Source organism: Mucilaginibacter sp. UR6-11 (assembly GCF_020880695.1).
Taxonomy (GTDB): domain Bacteria; phylum Bacteroidota; class Bacteroidia; order Sphingobacteriales; family Sphingobacteriaceae; genus Mucilaginibacter.
The window spans coordinates 67,051-85,106 of record NZ_JAJIWO010000011.1 but is presented as its reverse complement, the minus strand read 5'-3'; the positions used below and the strand labels follow the sequence as shown (position 1 = coordinate 85,106).

Below are 18,056 nucleotides of genomic sequence, written 5' to 3'. Positions count from 1 at the left end.
AGAACATGGTAAAATCATTGCTTATTTTCCTTCTCTTCCCTTTTTACTGCCTGGCGCAATCTGCAGAAACATTTATACAGCAGGGCAATGCTAAAGCCGGGGCAAAAGATGATAAAGGTGCCATTGCCGATTTTACCAAAGCCCTAACGCAGGATGGCACCAATGCCAAAATCTATTTTTATCGGGCCAATGCTTACAATAATCTGAAGGACTATGATTCAGCCATAAAAGATTTTACAAAGTCTATCCAGCTGGATCCTTCCCCCAATAATATGTTTGCCTACTACTATCGTGGCAACAGCTATAATGCCAATAAAAACTATGCAGAGGCAGTCGCGGATTATACAAAGGCGCTAAGTATAAGCCCCAGGAATGCCATCCTTTATCATTATCGCGCCGATGCAAAATCAAACCTTAAAGATTTTAAAGGGGCTATAGAGGATTTCGGCAGGGCTTTGCAGCTCTCACCCAATGACCCCTCTTTATATGAGTACCGGGGCGTTGCCAAAGCCAACCTGGGCGACAATAAAGGCGCCGTTACTGATTACGATATCGCCGCTAAACTTGACCCCGGAAATCCGGACATTATATTTTACCGTGCAAATGCCAAAGGCAATATCCCTGATTTTAAAGGTGCCATTGCTGACTATACCCGGACAATTGCCATGGATCCTAAGAATGTTGACGCAATTTTTTACCGCGCAAACACCTACGGTAATATCGGTGACTATACAACCGCCATTGCGGATTATAAAAAGGCGATATCCATTAACTCTAAAATACCTAACATTTATAAATACCTGGCTAATGCACTGGCAAAAAATGGCGATGAAAAAGCCGCGCTCGATTATTTTGGCGACAGGATTAAGGCCGAACCCAATAATGCCGACCTGTACTTATATGACGGCATTGTTAAAAACAACCTGAATGACAAGGAAGGGGCCATTGCTGATTTTGACAAGGCTATACAACTGGCCCCCAACAATAGTGAAGCTTACCAGGCCCGCGCAGACGCTAAACTCAACAGCAAACTATATGATGAGGCCGGTGACGATGCAGATCAGGCTATTGAACTTGACCCGAAAAACAGCTATGCTTTTATAACCCGCTCCCGAATAAAATTAACGCTTAATGATACCCCGGGCGCCCTTAAAGATATCAATATCGCTATTGAAATTAATTCGCAAAATGATTACGCCTATTCCATACGCGGCGATATAAAGACCTTGACGAAAGACTATAGTGGCGCACTGGCCGACTACAGCAACGCCATAGCGAATAACCCCCGCAGTACGGAAAATTACTTAAAGCGCGGCGATATCCGCCTTAAATTAGGAGACAGAACCGGGGCACTGCAGGATTTCAAAAAGATAGGTGATCTTAACCCGAAAGACAATTATCTGTTCATAAGGCTTGGGCAGTCAATGGTGCGGGGTAAGTTTTTTAACGAGGCAGTTATGTTATTTAACGGCATGGTTACCCAAAACCCTAACAATGCCGGCCTGCGCGTAGAACGCGGCATAGCGCGCGAGAACCTGAATGATGTACAAGCAGCCATGGATGACTATAATGCAGCCCTAAAACTGGATACTGCATCATTTAAAGCGTATCAAAACCGTGGTCACGCCAAAACTACACTTGGGGATTACGACGGGGCATTGGAAGACATTAACCGGGCCATCAAAATAAATGACAATGATGATGAAGCTTATTTTTTACGGGCCGGCGTTAAACTAGCCCTTAAAGACTACCAGGGCGCCGTTGACGACTATAACAGTACCCTATTTATAAACCTGGATAATATTAAGGCGTTTGCTTATCGCGGGTATGCCAAAAGTTTTTTACCTGATGCCGAGCGCATAAAGGAAGATTTTGATTATGCTATAATGCTCGACCCAAAAAACGAGGATAATTATAACCTTTGGGGCGATGCCGAACTAAATTTAAGGAACCCTGCCGGCGCCATGAAAGACTATAACCTGGCTATAAGCCTGAATCCTAAAAATCCAGTTTCTTTTATTAAACGGGGAATGTTAAAGATCAGCCAGATAGATAAAGCCGGTGCCTGTATGGATTTTAATACCGCGGCAGCACTCGGCTCGAAAGAGGGTAAGGCGGCAGTTGCGAGGTATTGCAGATAAGGCCTACGCCGGTTTTTTGTACACGCCAAATAGCTCGTTGATTGCTTTCTCGCGGTGCTTAAATATTTTCTTTATCTCTTTGCCAACTAATAGTTTATTACTTAAGCGGCCCAGCACACCGTAAGGGACGGCATAGTTAAGAATATCCGTCATATGCACACCGCCTTTTATTTCTTTAAAATGGTGCTCGTGGTGCCACAGCGCGTAAGGGCCAAAGCGCTGTTCATCTACAAAATATTCATATTCCTTTACATGCGTAATTTCGGTCATCCAGTTCATCTTTATGCCCAGCAACGGCGTTATTTTGTAGGTAATGATCATCCCCTCATACACTTTGGTTTTTGCGTTATAAGGCGAGGTAACCTCAAACCGCATTTGCGGCGGGGTTATTTTAGCAAGATTTAAAGGCGAAGTAAAAAAATCCCAGGTTTCTGCCAGGGGGATGGGCAGGTCCTGTTCAAATTTAAATAGATATGTTTTCACGTTTTTAGCAGCGCAAAAACTCAGCCAAGTACCCGGCTTGGGGCAGCTTAATTAATTCTGCGTTTATTGCACCATTTTATTGGCACAGCATGAACTGGCAAAAGCCTCTGGTTTGGCTTTAAATACAAAGCCCATGCTCAATATATAGCCCATAGCTTCGTGCAGGGCCTGGTTTGATTTAAACATAGGGTTGGTATTGATATCCGCGTGCACTTCCAGATCCACGTCATACAGATCAAGCAAATCGCATAGTTTATAGGAAATATCTATTGATTTTTGCACTTCGGTAAGCATGCGTTCCTTAATGCTCATTTTTTGAGAGGTACGTTCCTGGTGGATAAACATAAAACCGCCCCGCCCTTCGCGCAAAAAAACAATGACCGTCGCAAAATCAGTAATGGCGCCTTTTACCTGCGAGTCGGTCCCGATGCAAACTTTGAGCTTGTTTCCAAGCAGCGTTTCCCGTTCAATTGCTAATTCTACTTCTTCGATAATGGGCGATTGGATAATCTCCCCGCTAAACTTTCTCCAGGTCATAAAGTGCGTTTTTATAGTAGTGGTTAATGCATATCCTAAAGATAGCACATATGCAACTATAAAAACGTTACCTTATTATGATTTATTTGTTAACAGTCACCTATATATCAACAGGTTAACGGCACCAATCTTGTAAATGGTTAAAGTTTCTTTATCTCAACACGGCGGTTTTTGGCGCGGCCGGCTTCGCTGCTGTTATCAGCAACAGGTTTTTTATCGCCATAACCTTTAACCTCCAGGTTATCAGCGCTAATGCCAGAGTTTACCAGATATGCTTTTACGGCGGTTGCCCTTTCAACAGATAATGACATATTATGCGCGTCAGTACCTTCTGCCGATGCATGGCCATTAAGTATAAATTTTACAGACGGCTCCTTTTTCATTTCGGCAGCGGCCCTGTCCATAATTGGATATGAAGCTGTCTTTAATATCCCGGAGTTAAACTCAAACTGGATGTTGCTGAAGTTATAATCGGGCGCTTGCACCACAGGCGCAGGTGCAGGCCTTGCAGCTTCTTCAGCAGGTGCGGGTTTAGCTGCGGCAGGCGGCGGTGTAGTTTCTTCAACGGGTGCGACCGGCGTTTGTACCGGTTTTTTTGCCTTACAGGCATCCAGCGCTATAACGGCCGATAAAATAAAAATAGAGAAGTTAAGGGTTCTTAGAAATTTCATAATTGCGATTAATGGTATCTTCAGAAAACGGATTTTACGGCCGGTTATTGTAAATAATACACTATAAAATCTACGTGGTGGCAACCAGCCTGTTTAAACTCCTGTACACAAATTCGTTATAAATGTGCCGGCGCGCAAACCGCCCGGGCGAGTCGGCATTAACCAGTTTTACATATACCGCTCTCGGAACATCAAAGTATTCATAACTGTTACCATCCGAAAAATCAACTTTAAGCACCTGTTGTTTAAACTCAAAATCGGTAATGCTGGCGGTGGTGGTAGTGGCCGTATATTCGGTTAATGACTGATCGCGCGTCTCTGGCGCAATGCTCACTAAAAAATGGTAGGCTTCAATAATGGTTTTGCTCTTTTCTTCGGCATGAAGCTTATGCTCTTCGCTGTCCTGGAATTTGTCAGGGTGCCATGTTTTCATCAATCCGCGGTAAACTGATTTTAATTCCTGTAGTTCAGCATTTTCTGCAACGCCCAAAAGCTTTCTGTAATCAACAATTTTTTTCATCTTATAAATTATAATTTTGTAATTGAAGCAGAAAGCATTAGTAATAAGCACTTATCGTTCAAGAAAATAATTTTTGCAAAGGTACCAATTCTTTTGATAGCGTTAAAAATATCCTCACTAATAAACAAATAGCGCCCTTAAGCTATTGTAGCTTTATGAAAAACATATTATTTTTTGGAGACAGCCTTACTGCCGGCTATGGCCTTGCCAATGCGGATGTTGATTCGTTCCCGGCGCTGATCCAGCATAAAATAGATGAACTGGAATTAAATTACAAAGTAATAAACGCCGGGCTAAGCGGCGACACCACACGCGGGGGTTTAAGCCGGCTTGACTATTGGCTAAGCAGGCCCGTTGCCGTGCTTGTGCTGGAGCTTGGCATTAATGATGCTATACGTAATGTGCCCGTTACTACCATACAGCAAAATTTGCAGCAGATCATTGACAAAGTAAAGACTAAGTTCCCAAACGTAAAGATTGCCCTTATGGGTATGCAACTGCCGGTTTTTATACCCGGCAACAGGGCCGTTGAATTTAGAAACCTGTTTGGCGCCATAGCAGACAAAAACAACCTGGCCTTTGTACCCTTCTTTTTAGATGGTGTAGCGGATAAACAACATTTAAATCTGGCAGACGGCTTGCACCCATCTGCCGAAGGCTACAAAGTTATAGCCGAAAATGTTTGGCCGGTTATAAAGGGGTTATTGTCTGAACCATGACTTCAGGGTTCTAGGATTTTTATGATTATACCACAATCAGCTAATCTATTAATCCGGAATATCATGGTTCAGTTGTTATACGGTCACCGTTAAAGTACTGCCGGTAACTGCAACCGTATATTGCTTTAATGATGTGGTTGCCGGGCCCTGTATCAACGCGCCGCTCTTGCTAAACTCACTGCCATGCAGCGGGCAAATAAACAGGCCCTGGTTATTGTTATAATTAATAGCGGTGCCTTCATGGGTACAAGCTACCTGTACGGCTGTAAATGAGCTAGCGGCATTACCGGCGGCAATTCTTACCAGTATAATTCCATTGCTTACTTTCGAGTCGCCCACCGAAGTAAGTGTCGAATTCAGGTCGATAGAAAATGTTGTACCCACAGGCGGGGTTGTGGTATTATTGCCGCCTGAAGGATTTGCATCACCACTTTTGCTGCAGGCTATCAGGCTGCAGCCCATACAGGCGGCAAGGGCGCCTATGCCCAGTTTCGATAAAAATTCGTCACGTTCCATAATCTTTTCGCTCTTTTGTTGGATAACTATTAGTATTTCTCTTTTTTAACCTTTGGGTTAAAATCAAACATTCTGGATATAGTAAAACCTATGCGGTATTGACCTTTTGAAAAACGCTGCTGCGAGTTGCTTAGCATATTCATTTCAGATACCGAGTTAGTATTGGTGATATTTACTGTAAAAACGTGACCACCTGTTTCAACCTCGTAGCCAAAGCCTATCGGGTCTTCAAAAGTGTCGGTGTTTTTCCTGAAATTTGAAAAGGGATGGGCGTAATCAAATATCAAACCGGAGTGATTGGTTAATTTAATGCGTGCCGAAGCCTGCATCGCAAAAAAAGATTGCTCGTTGCCCGGCAATAGCGGGAACGGTGTATTATCACGCACATAAGTTGGCGATACCTGCAAAGAAATATCAGACGAAAACTTACGCGCAATGATAACCTGCCCTAAATAAGACAACCGGCTGCTAAATGTAGGAAAGGTTGCTGTTTGATAAGGCTTTGCCCCGGCTTCGCCAACCAGGGTTACTGCAAATGGCGAAGCATTATCAGATGTTTGATGCATCACTGCCCATTTTGCCTCTAACTGCACCAATTGGCCAATAGTGCTGCGGCCCAGATCAATGTTAAAATTATCGCTAACCCCGTATTCAAATCCAAAGAAAACATCGTTAACCCGGTCAATACCAAATGCGGTTTGGCCGCCGCCGTTGCTGCCGGCGATGTCGCCAAAGCGGTGAATGATCTGGAAGTTTAGCTCGTTCTTTTTAACCGTCTCGGTAGTTTGGGCCAATACTAACCGGCTTGATTTAAATATAGTGACCGGTACCGGTTTTTCGTTTGCATTCATAGCGTTCATTAAAGAATCTGCCGCTGATTTTTGCTGCGCTCTTGCTCCCATTGTTACTGCCAGCAAGGCTAATAGTGCGATGTGTTTTTTCATTGTTGTGATAATTGTGTTGTGTTTATTATTTATTTGGCTGCCGTATAAGTGGCAGTGACATTAATTTTAATACTCTCTGCAATGTTGTGAAATACCAACCTCGGTATATCAATATGATGGTCGACGCATTTTACCGTAAACTCTGCTTTCATGGTGATAATTCCACCCGCTACCGTAAGCGTAGCAGGTATGGTGCGGGTTTGCTTTACATTATGTACATCCAGCTCGCCGGTTACGGTTATGGGATAGTTCCCATCATTGGTCAGATCTGGATGTTCCTGTATTTTACCTTTAAAAGTAGCCCGTGGGTATTTGTCGCTTTCCAGGTAATCACTGTTAAAATGTTCCTGCATAAGCGCCTTGGGGAACTTAAAAGTGTTTATCGCCACGCTAAAAATCAAATCTCCGGTGGCGGAATTATAAACCGATGTGCCTGAGGATGTTTTAGCGGCGATATCCTCTATGGGTGCGCTCGAAAAAAGACTGATCTGAGCGTTTTTACAAGCATAAAGTCCCTGCCCCGTCTGGTTCATGATGCTTAGCCAGGCGAGTAAAATAATACTGATATGTTTCATGTTTTACTTAGGTTTTATTAACGAATTTATGTTCCAGTTAAGCCCTACAGCTACCCCAAAGGTTTGTACCTTAACCTGGCTGTAGCCTATATTTGATAATGGCACTTTAAGATAAGGCTGTAAACTTATCCCCACTTTTGAATTTATCTGGCGCTCATAACTTGCCTGCAGGTTCATAATACTGAATATATATTTACCCTTGTTTTTTACTGCGTAATACGACGGCCCGTATAACGTTGATGTATTGCCATAATCATAAGTATAACTTTCATGCATCATGATGTATGATGAAATGCCGGTGCCGACGGTTATCTTGTTGCGCGATTTGTTGTATAACTGGTAGCCGATATTTATCGGGATATCCAAAACCCGACAATCGGCGGTTACATACTGGGGGGTATTTTTAAACTGGTAAGAAGTATGATACTGATCAAACGGTAATGTATATGGTTTGGTAGAGTAATTTGCGCCGGTGCTTAGGGTAAACTTCTTTACCCCCACTGAAAACATCAGCCCTAAATTAGTGCCGCTGCTTGTGGATTGGAATGAACCGACCCCATTTAACTCAGAAGCGGCCAGTACACTTAAAGCAAATTGCGGACGAAATGCCGAAGTACCTATTTTTTTGCTTACGGGCTTCGAGGCTGCTAATGCATCAAAACCCCTTTTCGGTAAAATATCAGTTGTGGTAATGGCCGGCACCTGCAAACCATTATCTATTGTAACAACCCCTGTACTTATGGCGGCCAGAGTGGTGTTAGGCCCTGCTGCATCACGGCCTTTTTTGGCGGCAGCCGATATCCCGTAATTCCCTGCGGTTTGTGGAGCCGTATCTGCCACACCGCGTTTCCTTTTATTTAAATTTCCGGCTAAATACGATGATCTACCCGGTTGTGTAACTATTTTCCCATCATCCGTTGTACTTATTGATTTAGAAACTGGTGCATTACCATTTTGCGACGGCTGGTTAACTGCCGGATGCTGCCGTGACTGTGGAACATAAGCAACAGATGATTTGCTTTTTATAGTTTTAGTGGCAACCATTTCTGTATTGTGTTTTGTTGGTGTTGCCTGTGGCCTAAACATCCACAAGCCAAAAAACGCCAACAACACTGCGGCGACGCTGCCTAAAATGGGCAGCCAAAAAATCTTCCCTTTCCCCTTACGCTCATCGAGCATATTTTCCAGTCCATCCCAATCACTTTCCCTGAATGCGGTTTCATCAACCGGGTCCCCGAGGCCGTGCTTAAAGATGTCATCTATGCCCTTTTCCTTTTTCATTCTCTAATACCTTTATCGTTATAGAACACCGGCGTAATAACAGATGCGTTCATGGCAACTACCGGTGTAAAACTCACTCCATTTATATAATTACCGGATGAGTCAGCATCCTGTATCATTTGCTTTAATTTTTGCCTGGCCTTAAACAGATTTGATTTTGACGTGCCTATGTTAATGTTCAGCATCTCGGCAATTTCTTCGTGCGAGTAGCCGTCAATAGCAAACAGGTTAAAAACGGTTCTGTACCCCTGTGGCAGCTTTTGCACCATAGCCAACAGATCATTATAATTTAAATTATTGTCTGTAGCTATGCTGGCATCATACAGGTGCTCGGCCTGGTCAAGATCTTCGGCATATGCCATTTTAAGATTGGCACGGTAATAATCAATTGATACATTCATCATTATTCTGCCCAGCCAGGCCTTAAACGGGCGGGTAGTGTCGTACGATTCTATCTTGGTAAAAACCTTAAAAAAGCCCTGGTTCATCACTTCAGCAGCTTCATCACGGTCGCCGGCATAACGCAAACATATGGCCATAGAAAAACCGTAAAATGCTTTATACAGCATTTTCTGGCATTTCCTGTCCTGTTTCATACAGCCGTCGATCAATTGATGTAACTCTTCTTCGCCCATATGGGTTATAAAATAGTTGCTAAAGTGATATTATCCCGTGTTTATATGCATCACGTTGATTGCAGCCTAAAGGTTGCCCCGCAATTTAAATTTAGTTTAAAATAATTGAAAACAAGGCCCATTAAAACAATTAATGTTTAAACACAGGCACTTACGAATTTCAATTGTAATTTTTATACGGATAGGCAACCTTTTATAATCCGTGCCCGTGTTCATAGTAATCAACCTGTTAAAACACGTATAAATAACATTGGCATGATACCCGTTTCCGTAGTAATTATTACCAAAAATGAAGCTGAAGTTATAGGTGACTGTATTACCGCGGCAAAAATGATAACAGATGATATACTTATAATTGACAATTACAGTATCGATGAAACGTATAGCATTGCGGTGGCCGGGGGCTGCCGGGTTTATCAGCGGAACTGGGATGGCTATGGCACTAACAAGAACAAAGGGATTGCCCTGGCTAAATATGACTGGATTTTAAGCATCGATGCCGATGAAATTGCCGACCTTGAACTGGCACTATCACTGCATAGCCTGAAACTTGACGACCCGGCCATGGTGTATGACGTTAGGTTTAAATCTTATTTCGGAAAAAAGCTGATACGTTATGGCAGCTGGGGCAGGGATCATCATATTCGGTTATTTAACCGTACCCGGGTTAAATGGTCGCAATCAAACGTGCATGAAACATTGGTACTGCCCGATCATACCAAAATGCAGCGCTTAGATGGCTTTATACATCATTACTCGGTAAAAAACACCAGGGAGTGTAATGCCAAAGCGCTTTATTACGCGCGCCTTAGCGCCGAGAAATATTTGAGCATTGGCAAAAAGGCCAATACTGTTAATTTGTATTTATCGCCAATTTTTAGCTTTATAAAAAACTACATTTTTTTTGGCGGTTTCCTGGATGGAAAAGAAGGATTGGCTATTGCACGCATTACCTACAAAAACAAATGGCTTAAATACCACTACCTCCTTCGCCTCGAAAATAACGCTAAGAAAAAACAATACCTAAAACCTAAATTAGCGGTTGAGTATTAATTATTTAGCTGTATAGTGAAAAGGCCCCACTTAAAAAATCTCTCGGCAAATGCTTTGCAGCTGATTTTTAATCAGCTGCTGGGGTTGGTAATATTCTACGTGCTGTCAACCAGCCTTGGCAAAGACAGTTTTGGGCAGATCAACCTGGCGCTGGCCATTTTATTAGCCGTCTTTAATATTCTTTCCTGCGGGATGGATCAGCTCATCGTCCGGAAAATTGCCTCGGGGGATGATAAGGAATCAGCACTGTCACTTTACATTACCCACACTTTAATTACCGGATTGGTGTTTTACGGTTTACTGTTTACCGGCTACATATGGCTGCCTAACCTGCCCGCGGTATATAATTTATTGCTGCTGATAGGTATTGGAAAGTTGATGATCTATTTTTCGACCCCCTATAAGCAAGCTGCAAACGGACTGGAAATGTTTAATTTATTGGCCCGCCTGTCCGTTATCTCCAATTTGGTCCGGGCTGTTTGTTTGTTGATCTTTTTAATACTTCATAAACTCGGCCTGACAACAATCATCGCCATTTTTATAGCGGGCGATGCTTTAGAATTTGTAACAGGATTGCTCTTATTTAAAAGATCTACCCAAATACGTATTGTGGTAAAATGGGACAGGGCCAACTATTTTAACCTGTTGCGCGAAGCTTTGCCCCAAATGGGGGTAGTATTAATTACCTCATCGCTGGCGCGGTTTGACTGGATATTTATCGGCTTCATGTTGTCGGCCGTTAAATTGGCCGAATATAGTTTTGCCTATAAATTATTTGAACTGGCCACGCTGCCCCTGCTCGCCATTGCACCGCTGCTTATCCCCCGTTTTACCAAAATGTTTAAGCAGGGCGATATTAATACCGAAAGCCTGAAATTTCTGATCAGGATAGAAATTACCATCGCAGCGTTTACGGTACTGGTATTAAATATATACTGGGCACCTGTCATTGACTGGCTCACCGGCGGCAAATACGGTGCGGTAAATATTAATACCATTTTCATATTATCGCTCTGCTTACCATTGCTGTATATCGAGAATTTTTTGTGGACGATGTTTTTTGCACAGGGCCGTTTAAAAATGATCCTGAACGCGTTTATAGTAACGCTGGCGGTTAATATGGCCGGCGATATCATGCTTATCCCTATTTATAAAAACGAAGGCGCCGCAATTGCATTTTTGCTGGCCTGTATTGCCCAGGCTATATTTTACAGTTGTAAAAACACTTTGCCTGATCTGAATAAAATATGGCAGCCGCTAATTATTTGTATGGCTTGCGCCCTGGGCAGCTGCTTTGCCGCCAAAGCTCTTTTTGCCGCCGGCTGGCCGGTGATACCATGCTCAATAATAAATTATTGGATTTTACTGTTTCTTACCGGGCAAATCCAGGTAAAAGACACGCAAAGATTTAAAACTATTTTTGGCCAGGTGCCGCCGCTACAGGCAACCAAACCCAATTTTCGGCCGTAATCCCTCTATCGGGATTAACCGGTTTTACAGGGGCCGAAAACACGGATGACGCAATTGCAATCAGCTTTAAATTTAAAAAAACTAAGAGGCTATGCCGATTGGAAACTACTGCTGTTTTTGCTGCTGCTTTTAAATGTAAAACTGGCGGTAAAGATTCCGGCAATTGCCCTGATCTACTTACTACAGTTTGATTTTAAGTTTGGCTTTAAACTTAAAAACTCAAGGTTACCCTTGTTTTATCCTTTAATAATTTTAGTGGCGCTGGCCGGCTTTATACTCAATGGCCACTATTCTAATTTCAATTATAATCTGGTTTTTATTACCGGGATCGGTTTTTGGCTAATCTGCATCCTTGCTATCCATCAGGTTAAATTATCGGTGGAAAAAAATGATACTGAAACCATACACCGCACAATCGTCCTTTTTTTTATTATTAATACCATAGCTTCATTATTAAACCTGGCCTTCATTGTAATAGAGACGCACGCCGTTAATCCCTACACTTACCAGGGCCAATACCAAAAATATTTTATCAGCACCGGCGACTTTGTTAAAGGCATTACCTTTGATACCTCGACAACCAACGCCGTGTTGAACGCCTTTGGCGTTATCTATTTCCTTACCAAAAAAAACATGGGGATGACGCTGGTTTGCATGATCATTTTACTGCTTACCGGTAGCAACTTTACCAATGTATTTACGCTGGCCATACTGGCATTTCTGTTTGCTTTTAACAGCAACCGCGACCAAAAAAGTGTGATCATTGTCTGTGTTTCCTTCTTAGTGGTTTTTATGGCCAGGATATCGCCGCAGAACAATAATTACGTGGTGAATACCCTTAAAACTGCTTTCTACCAAAAACAAATCATATCGCCGTGGCCCCAAAACAACCATATACCAATTACCCGACGGCCCGACAGCACCCTAAACCCGGATGAAAAAAGAGAAAAAATTGCCACGCTTTATCTAGATAGTATCGCAGCGTTACCTATTAACCAAATAAAGCACAGCAAGCTCCCCCCTGGGGTATTGGCAACGCCGGAAGGAAAAATAATAATACCCGGGCCGGATGTTAACGCACCGGCTTACCAATGGCTTAAAACAACACCGCCGGAACAAAAGCAACTGGTTGATTTTGTCAATACGAACCAGGCGGCGCTCCCTATTTCACGCTCCCATCAATTAAGCCTCACCCCGGGAAAAGTTATCGGGTTGCTGCAAACTGTTAATTTTTTAAAATATCATCCTGTAAAAATATTGACCGGTGCCGGCGTAGGCAATTTTTCATCAAAGCTGACATTCAGAGCAACCGGCCTGGCTTTTACGGGCGGATATCCTAAAAAGTATATTTATATCAATCCTGATTTTTTAAGCAATCATCTTGATGTTTACCTGAGCTTTTTTACCCAGTCGGCAGCTACCCATTCATTAACCAACAGTCCATTTTCAGTATATGACCAGTTATTGGCCGAATATGGCCTGCTTGGTTTAGTGGCCCTCTTTGTTTTTTATCTGGGCTTTTTTACGGGGAACTATGCTACGCTTACCTATGGTGTCCCCATATTGCTGTTGGTGCTGTTTATTTTTTTTATTGATTACTGGTTCGAGCAGTTATCAGTTATTGTATTTTTTGAATTGCTCCTCTTTTTAAATATTAAAGAAGGCAAAGAATCAATTAGCGCCAAAGCATATTCCAAATGAAAATCACGCCAAACATAACCGTTTTAATGCCCGCTTATAATGCTGAAAAATATATAGGCGAAGCCATTACTTCTGTTTTGCAGCAAACCTATACTGATTTTGAACTGGTTATTGTTAATGATGGATCGACCGACGGAACAGTGGCTATCATTAACAGTTTTAATGATGAGCGGATAGTATTAATTAACCAATCCAACAGGGGCGTGGCCGACGCGTTGAATACCGGCCTTAAGTACGCCAGGGCGCCGTATATTGCCCGGTTTGACGCTGATGATATTTGCTATCCTTACCGCCTTGAAAAACAAATACGTTTTTTACAGGATAACCCTGAATACATTTTAGTGGGCAGTGAGGCGAAGTATATTTTAGAGAACGGCGATTTTTTATTCGACTTTCACTGCATTGCCTACTCGCATGAGCAGATCATGGCTAAGCTTTATTTCTACTGCCCGTTTGTGCACCCTGCAGTGATGTATAAAAAAGCTGCGGTGCTAAATGCCGGTGGCTATCCCACCCACGCCCATAACTTTGAAGATTATTTACTGTGGACCAACCTGGTAAACCAGGGCCTGTTTTGTAACCTTACCGAGCCGTTGATTAAATATCGCCTTAACTCAAGCTCAGTTACGATTGACGAGAAATGGCGCGGCCGCAGGTTCCGCGAGTTAAAGCGCGGGATAGTTTTACGTGGTTCGATAACTGCTGCCGAGGGTAACGAATTATTGGCTATTATCAGGGATCAGGATGTACGAAAAATAAAAGAAGGGGCCTATAATTCACTATGCGGAAAAAAATTCCTTACAGCTAACCATCAGCCAGAAAGAGCCAGAAATTACTTTAATAAAGCCATAAAAATATATCCGCTGCGCTTTGAAAATTACCTCCTGTACCTGCTAAGTTATTTCCCCGAAAGCATAATAACCTGGCTGCATAAACTCAGTCCAAACCGTTTGTAATGATGAGGGTGGCCATTATAGCACGATCTACCTTATATACCGTCCCGGGCGGCGATACCGTGCAGGCGGTGCAAACCGCGTCGCACCTGGCTGATCTGGGTGTTTGCGCAACTATCAAACTAAGCAATGAAGTTATTGATTACAGCCAATATGACCTATTACATTTTTTCAATATTATACGTCCCGCGGACATAGTATATCATAGCCAAAAGGCGCATAAACCTTACGTAGTATCAACCATACTGGTTGATTATAGCGAGTATGATAAACATTACCGTAAGGGGCTGGGATCATTGTTTAGCTATTTGCCGCCCGACAGTATTGAATACCTGAAAACCGTAGCCCGCTGGCTGCTTGGGCGCGATCATTTATCAAGCCTGTCTTACATCTGGAAGGGGCAGCGGAAAAGCATACAACAAATATTGCGGTCTGCTAAAATGATCTTACCTAATTCTGAATCAGAATACCTGCGCGTTTTAAAAGCCTATCCATCCAATGTAAAATATGGTATCATCCCAAATGGTATTGACCCCAGGCTGTTTCAATATGATGGAACCGTTGAAAAAGATCCGTTGCTGGTGCTGTGCGTTGCCCGCATCGAGGGAATAAAAAATCAGCTTAATTTAATAAAAGCTTTAAATAACACCCAGTTTAAACTATTACTGATAGGTAATCACAGTCCTAATCAGCAAGCTTATTATCAGGAGTGCCATAATATCGCGGCAGCAAACATCCGATTTATCGCTCATTTACCACAGGACGAACTGGTGGCTTATTATCAAAAGGCCGGCGTACACGTTTTACCCAGCTGGTTTGAAACAACTGGCCTGAGCTCGGTTGAGGCTGCGGCAATGGGCTGCAATCTGGTTATTACCGACAAAGGCGATACCCGCGAATATTTCGAGAACGATGCCTTCTATTGTGATCCTGCCCGGCCTGAAAGCATACTAGCCGCTGTTGAGCAGGCAAGTACTGCGAAAATAAATCAACAGCTCCGCAAAAAAATATTAAAAAAATATACCTGGGCGCAGGCAGCCTATTGTACACTTAACGCGTATCAACTAGTACTACCCAGCGCATGAAACTAAAAATAGCCATATTAGGAACCCGGGGCATCCCCAACCACTACGGTGGGTTTGAGCATATATCAGAATATGTATCAGCCGGATTGGCTAAACGCGGGCACAATGTATGCGTTTATAACTCGCATAACCATCCCTACACCAAAGACAACTGGAATGGCGTAAACATAATCCATTGTTATGATCCGGAGTATCTAATTGGTTCGGCGGGGCAGTTTGTGTATGATTTGAATTGTATCCGCGACGCCCGTAAAAGGGCATTTGATGTGATCATTATCATGGGTTACACCAGCAGCTCGGTTTGGGGCAGCTGGTATCCGCAAAACAGCGCCATCATTACCAATATGGATGGCCTGGAATGGAAACGATCAAAATACTCAAAACCGGTACAAAGCTTTTTAAAATATGCCGAAAAACTGGCGGTAAAACATAGCCGGTATTACGTGTCCGACTCAATGGTTATTAAACAATACCTGGCCCGGAAATATGATATCGACAGTCGTTATATACCCTATGGTGCGGATATGATAACCCCACTTGAGCGGGAGCAAATAACCCCGGCCGAAGCGGCAAAAGAAGATTACTTTTTATTAATGGCGCGGATGGAGCCAGAGAATAATATTGAAACTATCCTGGAAGGTTATAATCAAAGCAACTCGGGCAAACCATTTAAAGTTTTAGGGGATACCGGCAACCGGTTCGGCAAATTCATAACGCATAAATTTCAAAATGATAGCCGCATTGAGTTTAAGGGGGCCATTTTTGATACCGCCAAAGTACGTGCCCTTCAAAACAACTCATACCTCTATTTTCACGGCCACAGCGTTGGCGGCACCAACCCATCATTATTAGAAGCCATGGCCAGCGAAGCCCTAATTGCTGCACATAACAACCCCTTTAACCAAGCCGTGTTGAGTACCGATGCCTTTTATTTTTCAAACCCAAAAGATGTAAAGCATTTGGTTGAAAACGTACAAAGACAAGAAACTGAAAAGGTAATGGTTAGCAATAACCTGCAAAAAATAAAACACCTGTTTAACTGGGAGAGCGTAGTTGATGGTTATGAGCAATATGCGATTGAATGCTACCTGAACTATAACAATGAACGGATTATTACTTAAAGAAAGCACCACAGCTGCCAAAATAAGCTATTATCATATTATGCTTTTTATGGCCAGTTTGCCTTTTAATATGTTTTATAGCCATATTATCCTGATAAGTTTCTGCTTACACACTTTAATACAGCTTAATAAACAAGCGATAAGACCAGTTTTAACGCGCAGAAATCTAGTGCTGCAATCCGTATTTTTTGTTACCGTATTAAGCACAATTTACACTATTAACCTCCCGGGAGCTTTCAATCAGTGGGGCAGGCATGTTACCATCTTACTGTTCCCGGTAATATTTTCTTTAACATCTTTTGACCTGAAAAAATATCGCGACCAATTACTATTGGGGTTTTCATCGATCTGTACTGCAGTTGTTGCTTATTTGTATCTGGATGCCCTACGCACCATCCGGTTTTACGGACTGCCTTACCGGGCCATCTTCACCTCAGCATTCACCAACCATAATTTTGCAGAACCTATTGATATCCATGCTACATTTTTTTCTATGCAACTGGCTGTTGCGTTGATTTACCTGTTGTCGGCTTTGCTTAAAGAGCCCTTAAAAAACTGGCGGTTTTTTTATGTTTGTTGTGCCTGTCTGCTTTTAGCCGGGCTGGTGCAGCTCTCTTCAAAATCGGTGATTGTACCACTGTTCTTTATTATCAACCTGGCCATTCCGTTATTTCTTTTAGAAGGAAAAAAACGCCTTACATTTATAGCGGTTACCGGCTCCTTATCGGTGCTGCTCATTGCAGGTATATTTAGCTTCGGCATTTTAAAAAATCGTTATGTCACCAACTTAAAATATGACCTGGCCCTAACTTCAAAAGATCAGCAGTTTGATTCGCGTCTTGACCGTTGGCGCACCGCCGCGGAACTGATAAAAAAATCGCCGGTTATTGGTTATGGAGCCGGCTCAGAACTGAGCCTGTTACATGAAAGCTTTTTTGCAAAGAAATATTATAATTCGTTTCTTAACCATCTTAACGCACATAATCAGTATTTAAGTTTTTGGCTAAAGTCGGGGATAATAGGTTTGCTGGTTTACCTGGCTACCTTGTGGTTTGGCTTTACGCAGGCTTTAAAACATAAGGACCTGCTGTTTTTTACTTTTATGCTGCTGATAACCTTTGTATCGTTTTCAGAAAATCTGCTTGATGTAGATAAGGGGGTAATCTTTTATGCGTTCTTCTTCTCTTTCTTTATTTTTTCAGGGGATAAAAAGCTGCTTTGATTTTGTCGGCAGTGGCCTGAAACTCTTCCGGCGTAAATTTCAATTTGGGGCGGGTAAAATTCATGTCATTAACGCCATTAATTGGTATTAAATGTACATGGGCATGGGGCACTTCCAAACCTATCACCGTAACCCCGATACGGTTACAGGGGATCGCTTTTTCCATAGCTATGGCAACCGTTTTTGCAAACTGCATGAGCCCTGTATAGGTTTTATCATCCAGATCAAACAGTTTGTCAACCTCTTTTTTAGGGACAACCAATAAGTGGCCTTCTGCCAGCGGGGCAATATCCAAAAAGGCTAAAAACTCATCGTTTTCAGCAACTTTATAGGCGGGGATATTGCCGGCTATGATCTTGGTGAATATGCTTGACATGATATGATGTTTTAAGTTAACGGTTTGACGTCGTAAGTTAAATCATGCCCAAA

Annotated in this window: 19 protein-coding genes; 9 read left to right on the top strand and 10 right to left on the bottom strand. The window is 42.6% G+C overall.

The window, feature by feature from the left end:
* The first annotated feature begins 5 nt into the window (after positions 1-5).
* Entirely contained in the window at positions 6-2,141 is a 2,136-nt protein-coding gene (locus LJ658_RS19500; protein WP_230548232.1) for a tetratricopeptide repeat protein, read from the top strand.
* A gap of 3 nt (positions 2,142-2,144) precedes the next feature.
* Here LJ658_RS19500 and LJ658_RS19495 read toward each other — a convergent pair whose 3' ends face one another.
* The 4 genes from LJ658_RS19495 to LJ658_RS19480 form a co-directional block, all read right to left on the bottom strand.
* Positions 2,145-2,624 carry an SRPBCC family protein gene (locus tag LJ658_RS19495; protein ID WP_230548231.1) on the bottom strand — a complete coding sequence of 160 codons (480 nt, stop codon included), beginning with the start codon at positions 2,622-2,624 and terminating at the stop codon, positions 2,145-2,147.
* A 63-nt stretch (positions 2,625-2,687) separates the two neighbouring features.
* Entirely contained in the window at positions 2,688-3,161 is a 474-nt protein-coding gene (locus tag LJ658_RS19490; RefSeq protein ID WP_230548230.1) for a ribonuclease H-like YkuK family protein, read from the bottom strand.
* 140 nt (positions 3,162-3,301) lie between these two features.
* A complete protein-coding gene (locus LJ658_RS19485; protein ID WP_230548229.1) occupies positions 3,302-3,832 on the bottom strand; it encodes an OmpA family protein in 531 nt (176 codons plus the stop codon).
* A 70-nt stretch (positions 3,833-3,902) separates the two neighbouring features.
* Positions 3,903-4,352, bottom strand: a complete 450-nt coding sequence (locus LJ658_RS19480; RefSeq protein WP_230548228.1) for a KTSC domain-containing protein — start codon at positions 4,350-4,352, stop codon at positions 3,903-3,905.
* A gap of 155 nt (positions 4,353-4,507) precedes the next feature.
* Here LJ658_RS19480 and LJ658_RS19475 point away from each other — a divergent pair, with 155 nt between their 5' ends.
* The gene (locus tag LJ658_RS19475; protein WP_230548227.1) at positions 4,508-5,071 is read left to right on the top strand and encodes an arylesterase; all 564 of its coding nucleotides are present in this window, start codon (positions 4,508-4,510) and stop codon (positions 5,069-5,071) included.
* 75 nt (positions 5,072-5,146) lie between these two features.
* Here LJ658_RS19475 and LJ658_RS19470 read toward each other — a convergent pair whose 3' ends face one another.
* Genes LJ658_RS19470 through LJ658_RS19450 form a run of 5 tightly spaced genes read right to left on the bottom strand, consistent with a single transcriptional unit; the run spans position 5,147 to position 9,022 of the window.
* Positions 5,147-5,587 carry a ubiquinol-cytochrome c reductase iron-sulfur subunit gene (locus LJ658_RS19470; RefSeq protein ID WP_230548226.1) on the bottom strand — a complete coding sequence of 147 codons (441 nt, stop codon included), beginning with the start codon at positions 5,585-5,587 and terminating at the stop codon, positions 5,147-5,149.
* Between the two features lie 29 nt (positions 5,588-5,616).
* Positions 5,617-6,531, bottom strand: coding sequence for a DUF5777 family beta-barrel protein (locus LJ658_RS19465; RefSeq protein ID WP_230548225.1), 915 nt, complete (start codon positions 6,529-6,531; stop codon positions 5,617-5,619).
* Positions 6,532-6,560: 29 nt separating this feature from the next.
* On the bottom strand, positions 6,561-7,106 hold the full coding sequence (locus tag LJ658_RS19460) for a YceI family protein (RefSeq protein WP_230548224.1): 546 nt from the start codon (positions 7,104-7,106) through the stop codon (positions 6,561-6,563).
* 3 nt (positions 7,107-7,109) lie between these two features.
* Positions 7,110-8,387 (bottom strand): hypothetical protein, encoded by a 1,278-nt coding sequence (locus LJ658_RS19455; protein ID WP_230548223.1) that lies wholly within the window; start codon positions 8,385-8,387, stop codon positions 7,110-7,112.
* Entirely contained in the window at positions 8,384-9,022 is a 639-nt protein-coding gene (locus LJ658_RS19450; protein ID WP_230548222.1) for an RNA polymerase sigma factor, read from the bottom strand. Before LJ658_RS19450 ends, LJ658_RS19455 begins: the two co-directional genes overlap by 4 nt.
* Positions 9,023-9,277: 255 nt before the next feature.
* Here LJ658_RS19450 and LJ658_RS19445 point away from each other — a divergent pair, with 255 nt between their 5' ends.
* From LJ658_RS19445 to LJ658_RS19415, 7 genes are read left to right on the top strand one after another with little or no spacing between them, the layout of a single operon-like run.
* The gene (locus LJ658_RS19445) at positions 9,278-10,075 is read left to right on the top strand and encodes a glycosyltransferase family 2 protein (RefSeq protein ID WP_230548221.1); all 798 of its coding nucleotides are present in this window, start codon (positions 9,278-9,280) and stop codon (positions 10,073-10,075) included.
* A 15-nt stretch (positions 10,076-10,090) separates the two neighbouring features.
* Positions 10,091-11,545, top strand: a complete 1,455-nt coding sequence (locus LJ658_RS19440) for an oligosaccharide flippase family protein (RefSeq protein WP_230548220.1) — start codon at positions 10,091-10,093, stop codon at positions 11,543-11,545.
* A 45-nt stretch (positions 11,546-11,590) separates the two neighbouring features.
* Positions 11,591-13,246 (top strand): hypothetical protein, encoded by a 1,656-nt coding sequence (locus tag LJ658_RS19435; RefSeq protein WP_230548219.1) that lies wholly within the window; start codon positions 11,591-11,593, stop codon positions 13,244-13,246.
* A complete protein-coding gene (locus LJ658_RS19430; RefSeq protein ID WP_230548218.1) occupies positions 13,243-14,202 on the top strand; it encodes a glycosyltransferase in 960 nt (319 codons plus the stop codon). The genes LJ658_RS19435 and LJ658_RS19430 overlap by 4 nt, the downstream gene beginning before the upstream one ends.
* The gene (locus tag LJ658_RS19425; protein WP_230548217.1) at positions 14,202-15,284 is read left to right on the top strand and encodes a glycosyltransferase family 4 protein; all 1,083 of its coding nucleotides are present in this window, start codon (positions 14,202-14,204) and stop codon (positions 15,282-15,284) included. The genes LJ658_RS19430 and LJ658_RS19425 overlap by 1 nt, the downstream gene beginning before the upstream one ends.
* Positions 15,281-16,405 (top strand): DUF1972 domain-containing protein, encoded by a 1,125-nt coding sequence (locus tag LJ658_RS19420; protein ID WP_230548216.1) that lies wholly within the window; start codon positions 15,281-15,283, stop codon positions 16,403-16,405. The genes LJ658_RS19425 and LJ658_RS19420 overlap by 4 nt, the downstream gene beginning before the upstream one ends.
* Complete coding sequence (locus LJ658_RS19415) at positions 16,386-17,627, top strand: O-antigen ligase (protein ID WP_230548215.1); 1,242 nt, start codon at positions 16,386-16,388, stop codon at positions 17,625-17,627. Before LJ658_RS19420 ends, LJ658_RS19415 begins: the two co-directional genes overlap by 20 nt.
* Here the strand turns inward: LJ658_RS19415 and LJ658_RS19410 are convergent.
* Positions 17,596-18,003: an HIT family protein gene (locus LJ658_RS19410; protein WP_230548214.1), complete on the bottom strand. Its 408-nt coding sequence runs from the start codon at positions 18,001-18,003 to the stop codon at positions 17,596-17,598. The genes LJ658_RS19415 and LJ658_RS19410 overlap by 32 nt on opposite strands.
* Positions 18,004-18,056: the final 53 nt, after the last annotated feature.

What these genes read in the sequence shown, in the direction of transcription:
- LJ658_RS19480 (WP_230548228.1), bottom strand. Translation starts at nt 4,352, where the DNA reads ATGAAAAAAATTGTTGATTACAGAAAGCTTTTGGGCGTTGCAGAAAAT.
- LJ658_RS19460 (WP_230548224.1), bottom strand. Translation starts at nt 7,106, where the DNA reads ATGAAACATATCAGTATTATTTTACTCGCCTGGCTAAGCATCATGAAC.
- LJ658_RS19410 (WP_230548214.1), bottom strand. Translation starts at nt 18,003, where the DNA reads ATGTCAAGCATATTCACCAAGATCATAGCCGGCAATATCCCCGCCTAT.
- LJ658_RS19420 (WP_230548216.1), top strand. Translation starts at nt 15,281, where the DNA reads ATGAAACTAAAAATAGCCATATTAGGAACCCGGGGCATCCCCAACCAC.
- LJ658_RS19485 (WP_230548229.1), bottom strand. Translation starts at nt 3,832, where the DNA reads ATGAAATTTCTAAGAACCCTTAACTTCTCTATTTTTATTTTATCGGCC.
- LJ658_RS19435 (WP_230548219.1), top strand. Translation starts at nt 11,591, where the DNA reads ATGACGCAATTGCAATCAGCTTTAAATTTAAAAAAACTAAGAGGCTAT.
- LJ658_RS19445 (WP_230548221.1), top strand. Translation starts at nt 9,278, where the DNA reads ATGATACCCGTTTCCGTAGTAATTATTACCAAAAATGAAGCTGAAGTT.
- LJ658_RS19425 (WP_230548217.1), top strand. Translation starts at nt 14,202, where the DNA reads ATGATGAGGGTGGCCATTATAGCACGATCTACCTTATATACCGTCCCG.
- LJ658_RS19465 (WP_230548225.1), bottom strand. Translation starts at nt 6,531, where the DNA reads ATGAAAAAACACATCGCACTATTAGCCTTGCTGGCAGTAACAATGGGA.
- LJ658_RS19450 (WP_230548222.1), bottom strand. Translation starts at nt 9,022, where the DNA reads ATGGGCGAAGAAGAGTTACATCAATTGATCGACGGCTGTATGAAACAG.
- LJ658_RS19430 (WP_230548218.1), top strand. Translation starts at nt 13,243, where the DNA reads ATGAAAATCACGCCAAACATAACCGTTTTAATGCCCGCTTATAATGCT.
- LJ658_RS19415 (WP_230548215.1), top strand. Translation starts at nt 16,386, where the DNA reads ATGAACGGATTATTACTTAAAGAAAGCACCACAGCTGCCAAAATAAGC.
- LJ658_RS19490 (WP_230548230.1), bottom strand. Translation starts at nt 3,161, where the DNA reads ATGACCTGGAGAAAGTTTAGCGGGGAGATTATCCAATCGCCCATTATC.
- LJ658_RS19500 (WP_230548232.1), top strand. Translation starts at nt 6, where the DNA reads ATGGTAAAATCATTGCTTATTTTCCTTCTCTTCCCTTTTTACTGCCTG.
- LJ658_RS19455 (WP_230548223.1), bottom strand. Translation starts at nt 8,387, where the DNA reads ATGAAAAAGGAAAAGGGCATAGATGACATCTTTAAGCACGGCCTCGGG.
- LJ658_RS19475 (WP_230548227.1), top strand. Translation starts at nt 4,508, where the DNA reads ATGAAAAACATATTATTTTTTGGAGACAGCCTTACTGCCGGCTATGGC.
- LJ658_RS19470 (WP_230548226.1), bottom strand. Translation starts at nt 5,587, where the DNA reads ATGGAACGTGACGAATTTTTATCGAAACTGGGCATAGGCGCCCTTGCC.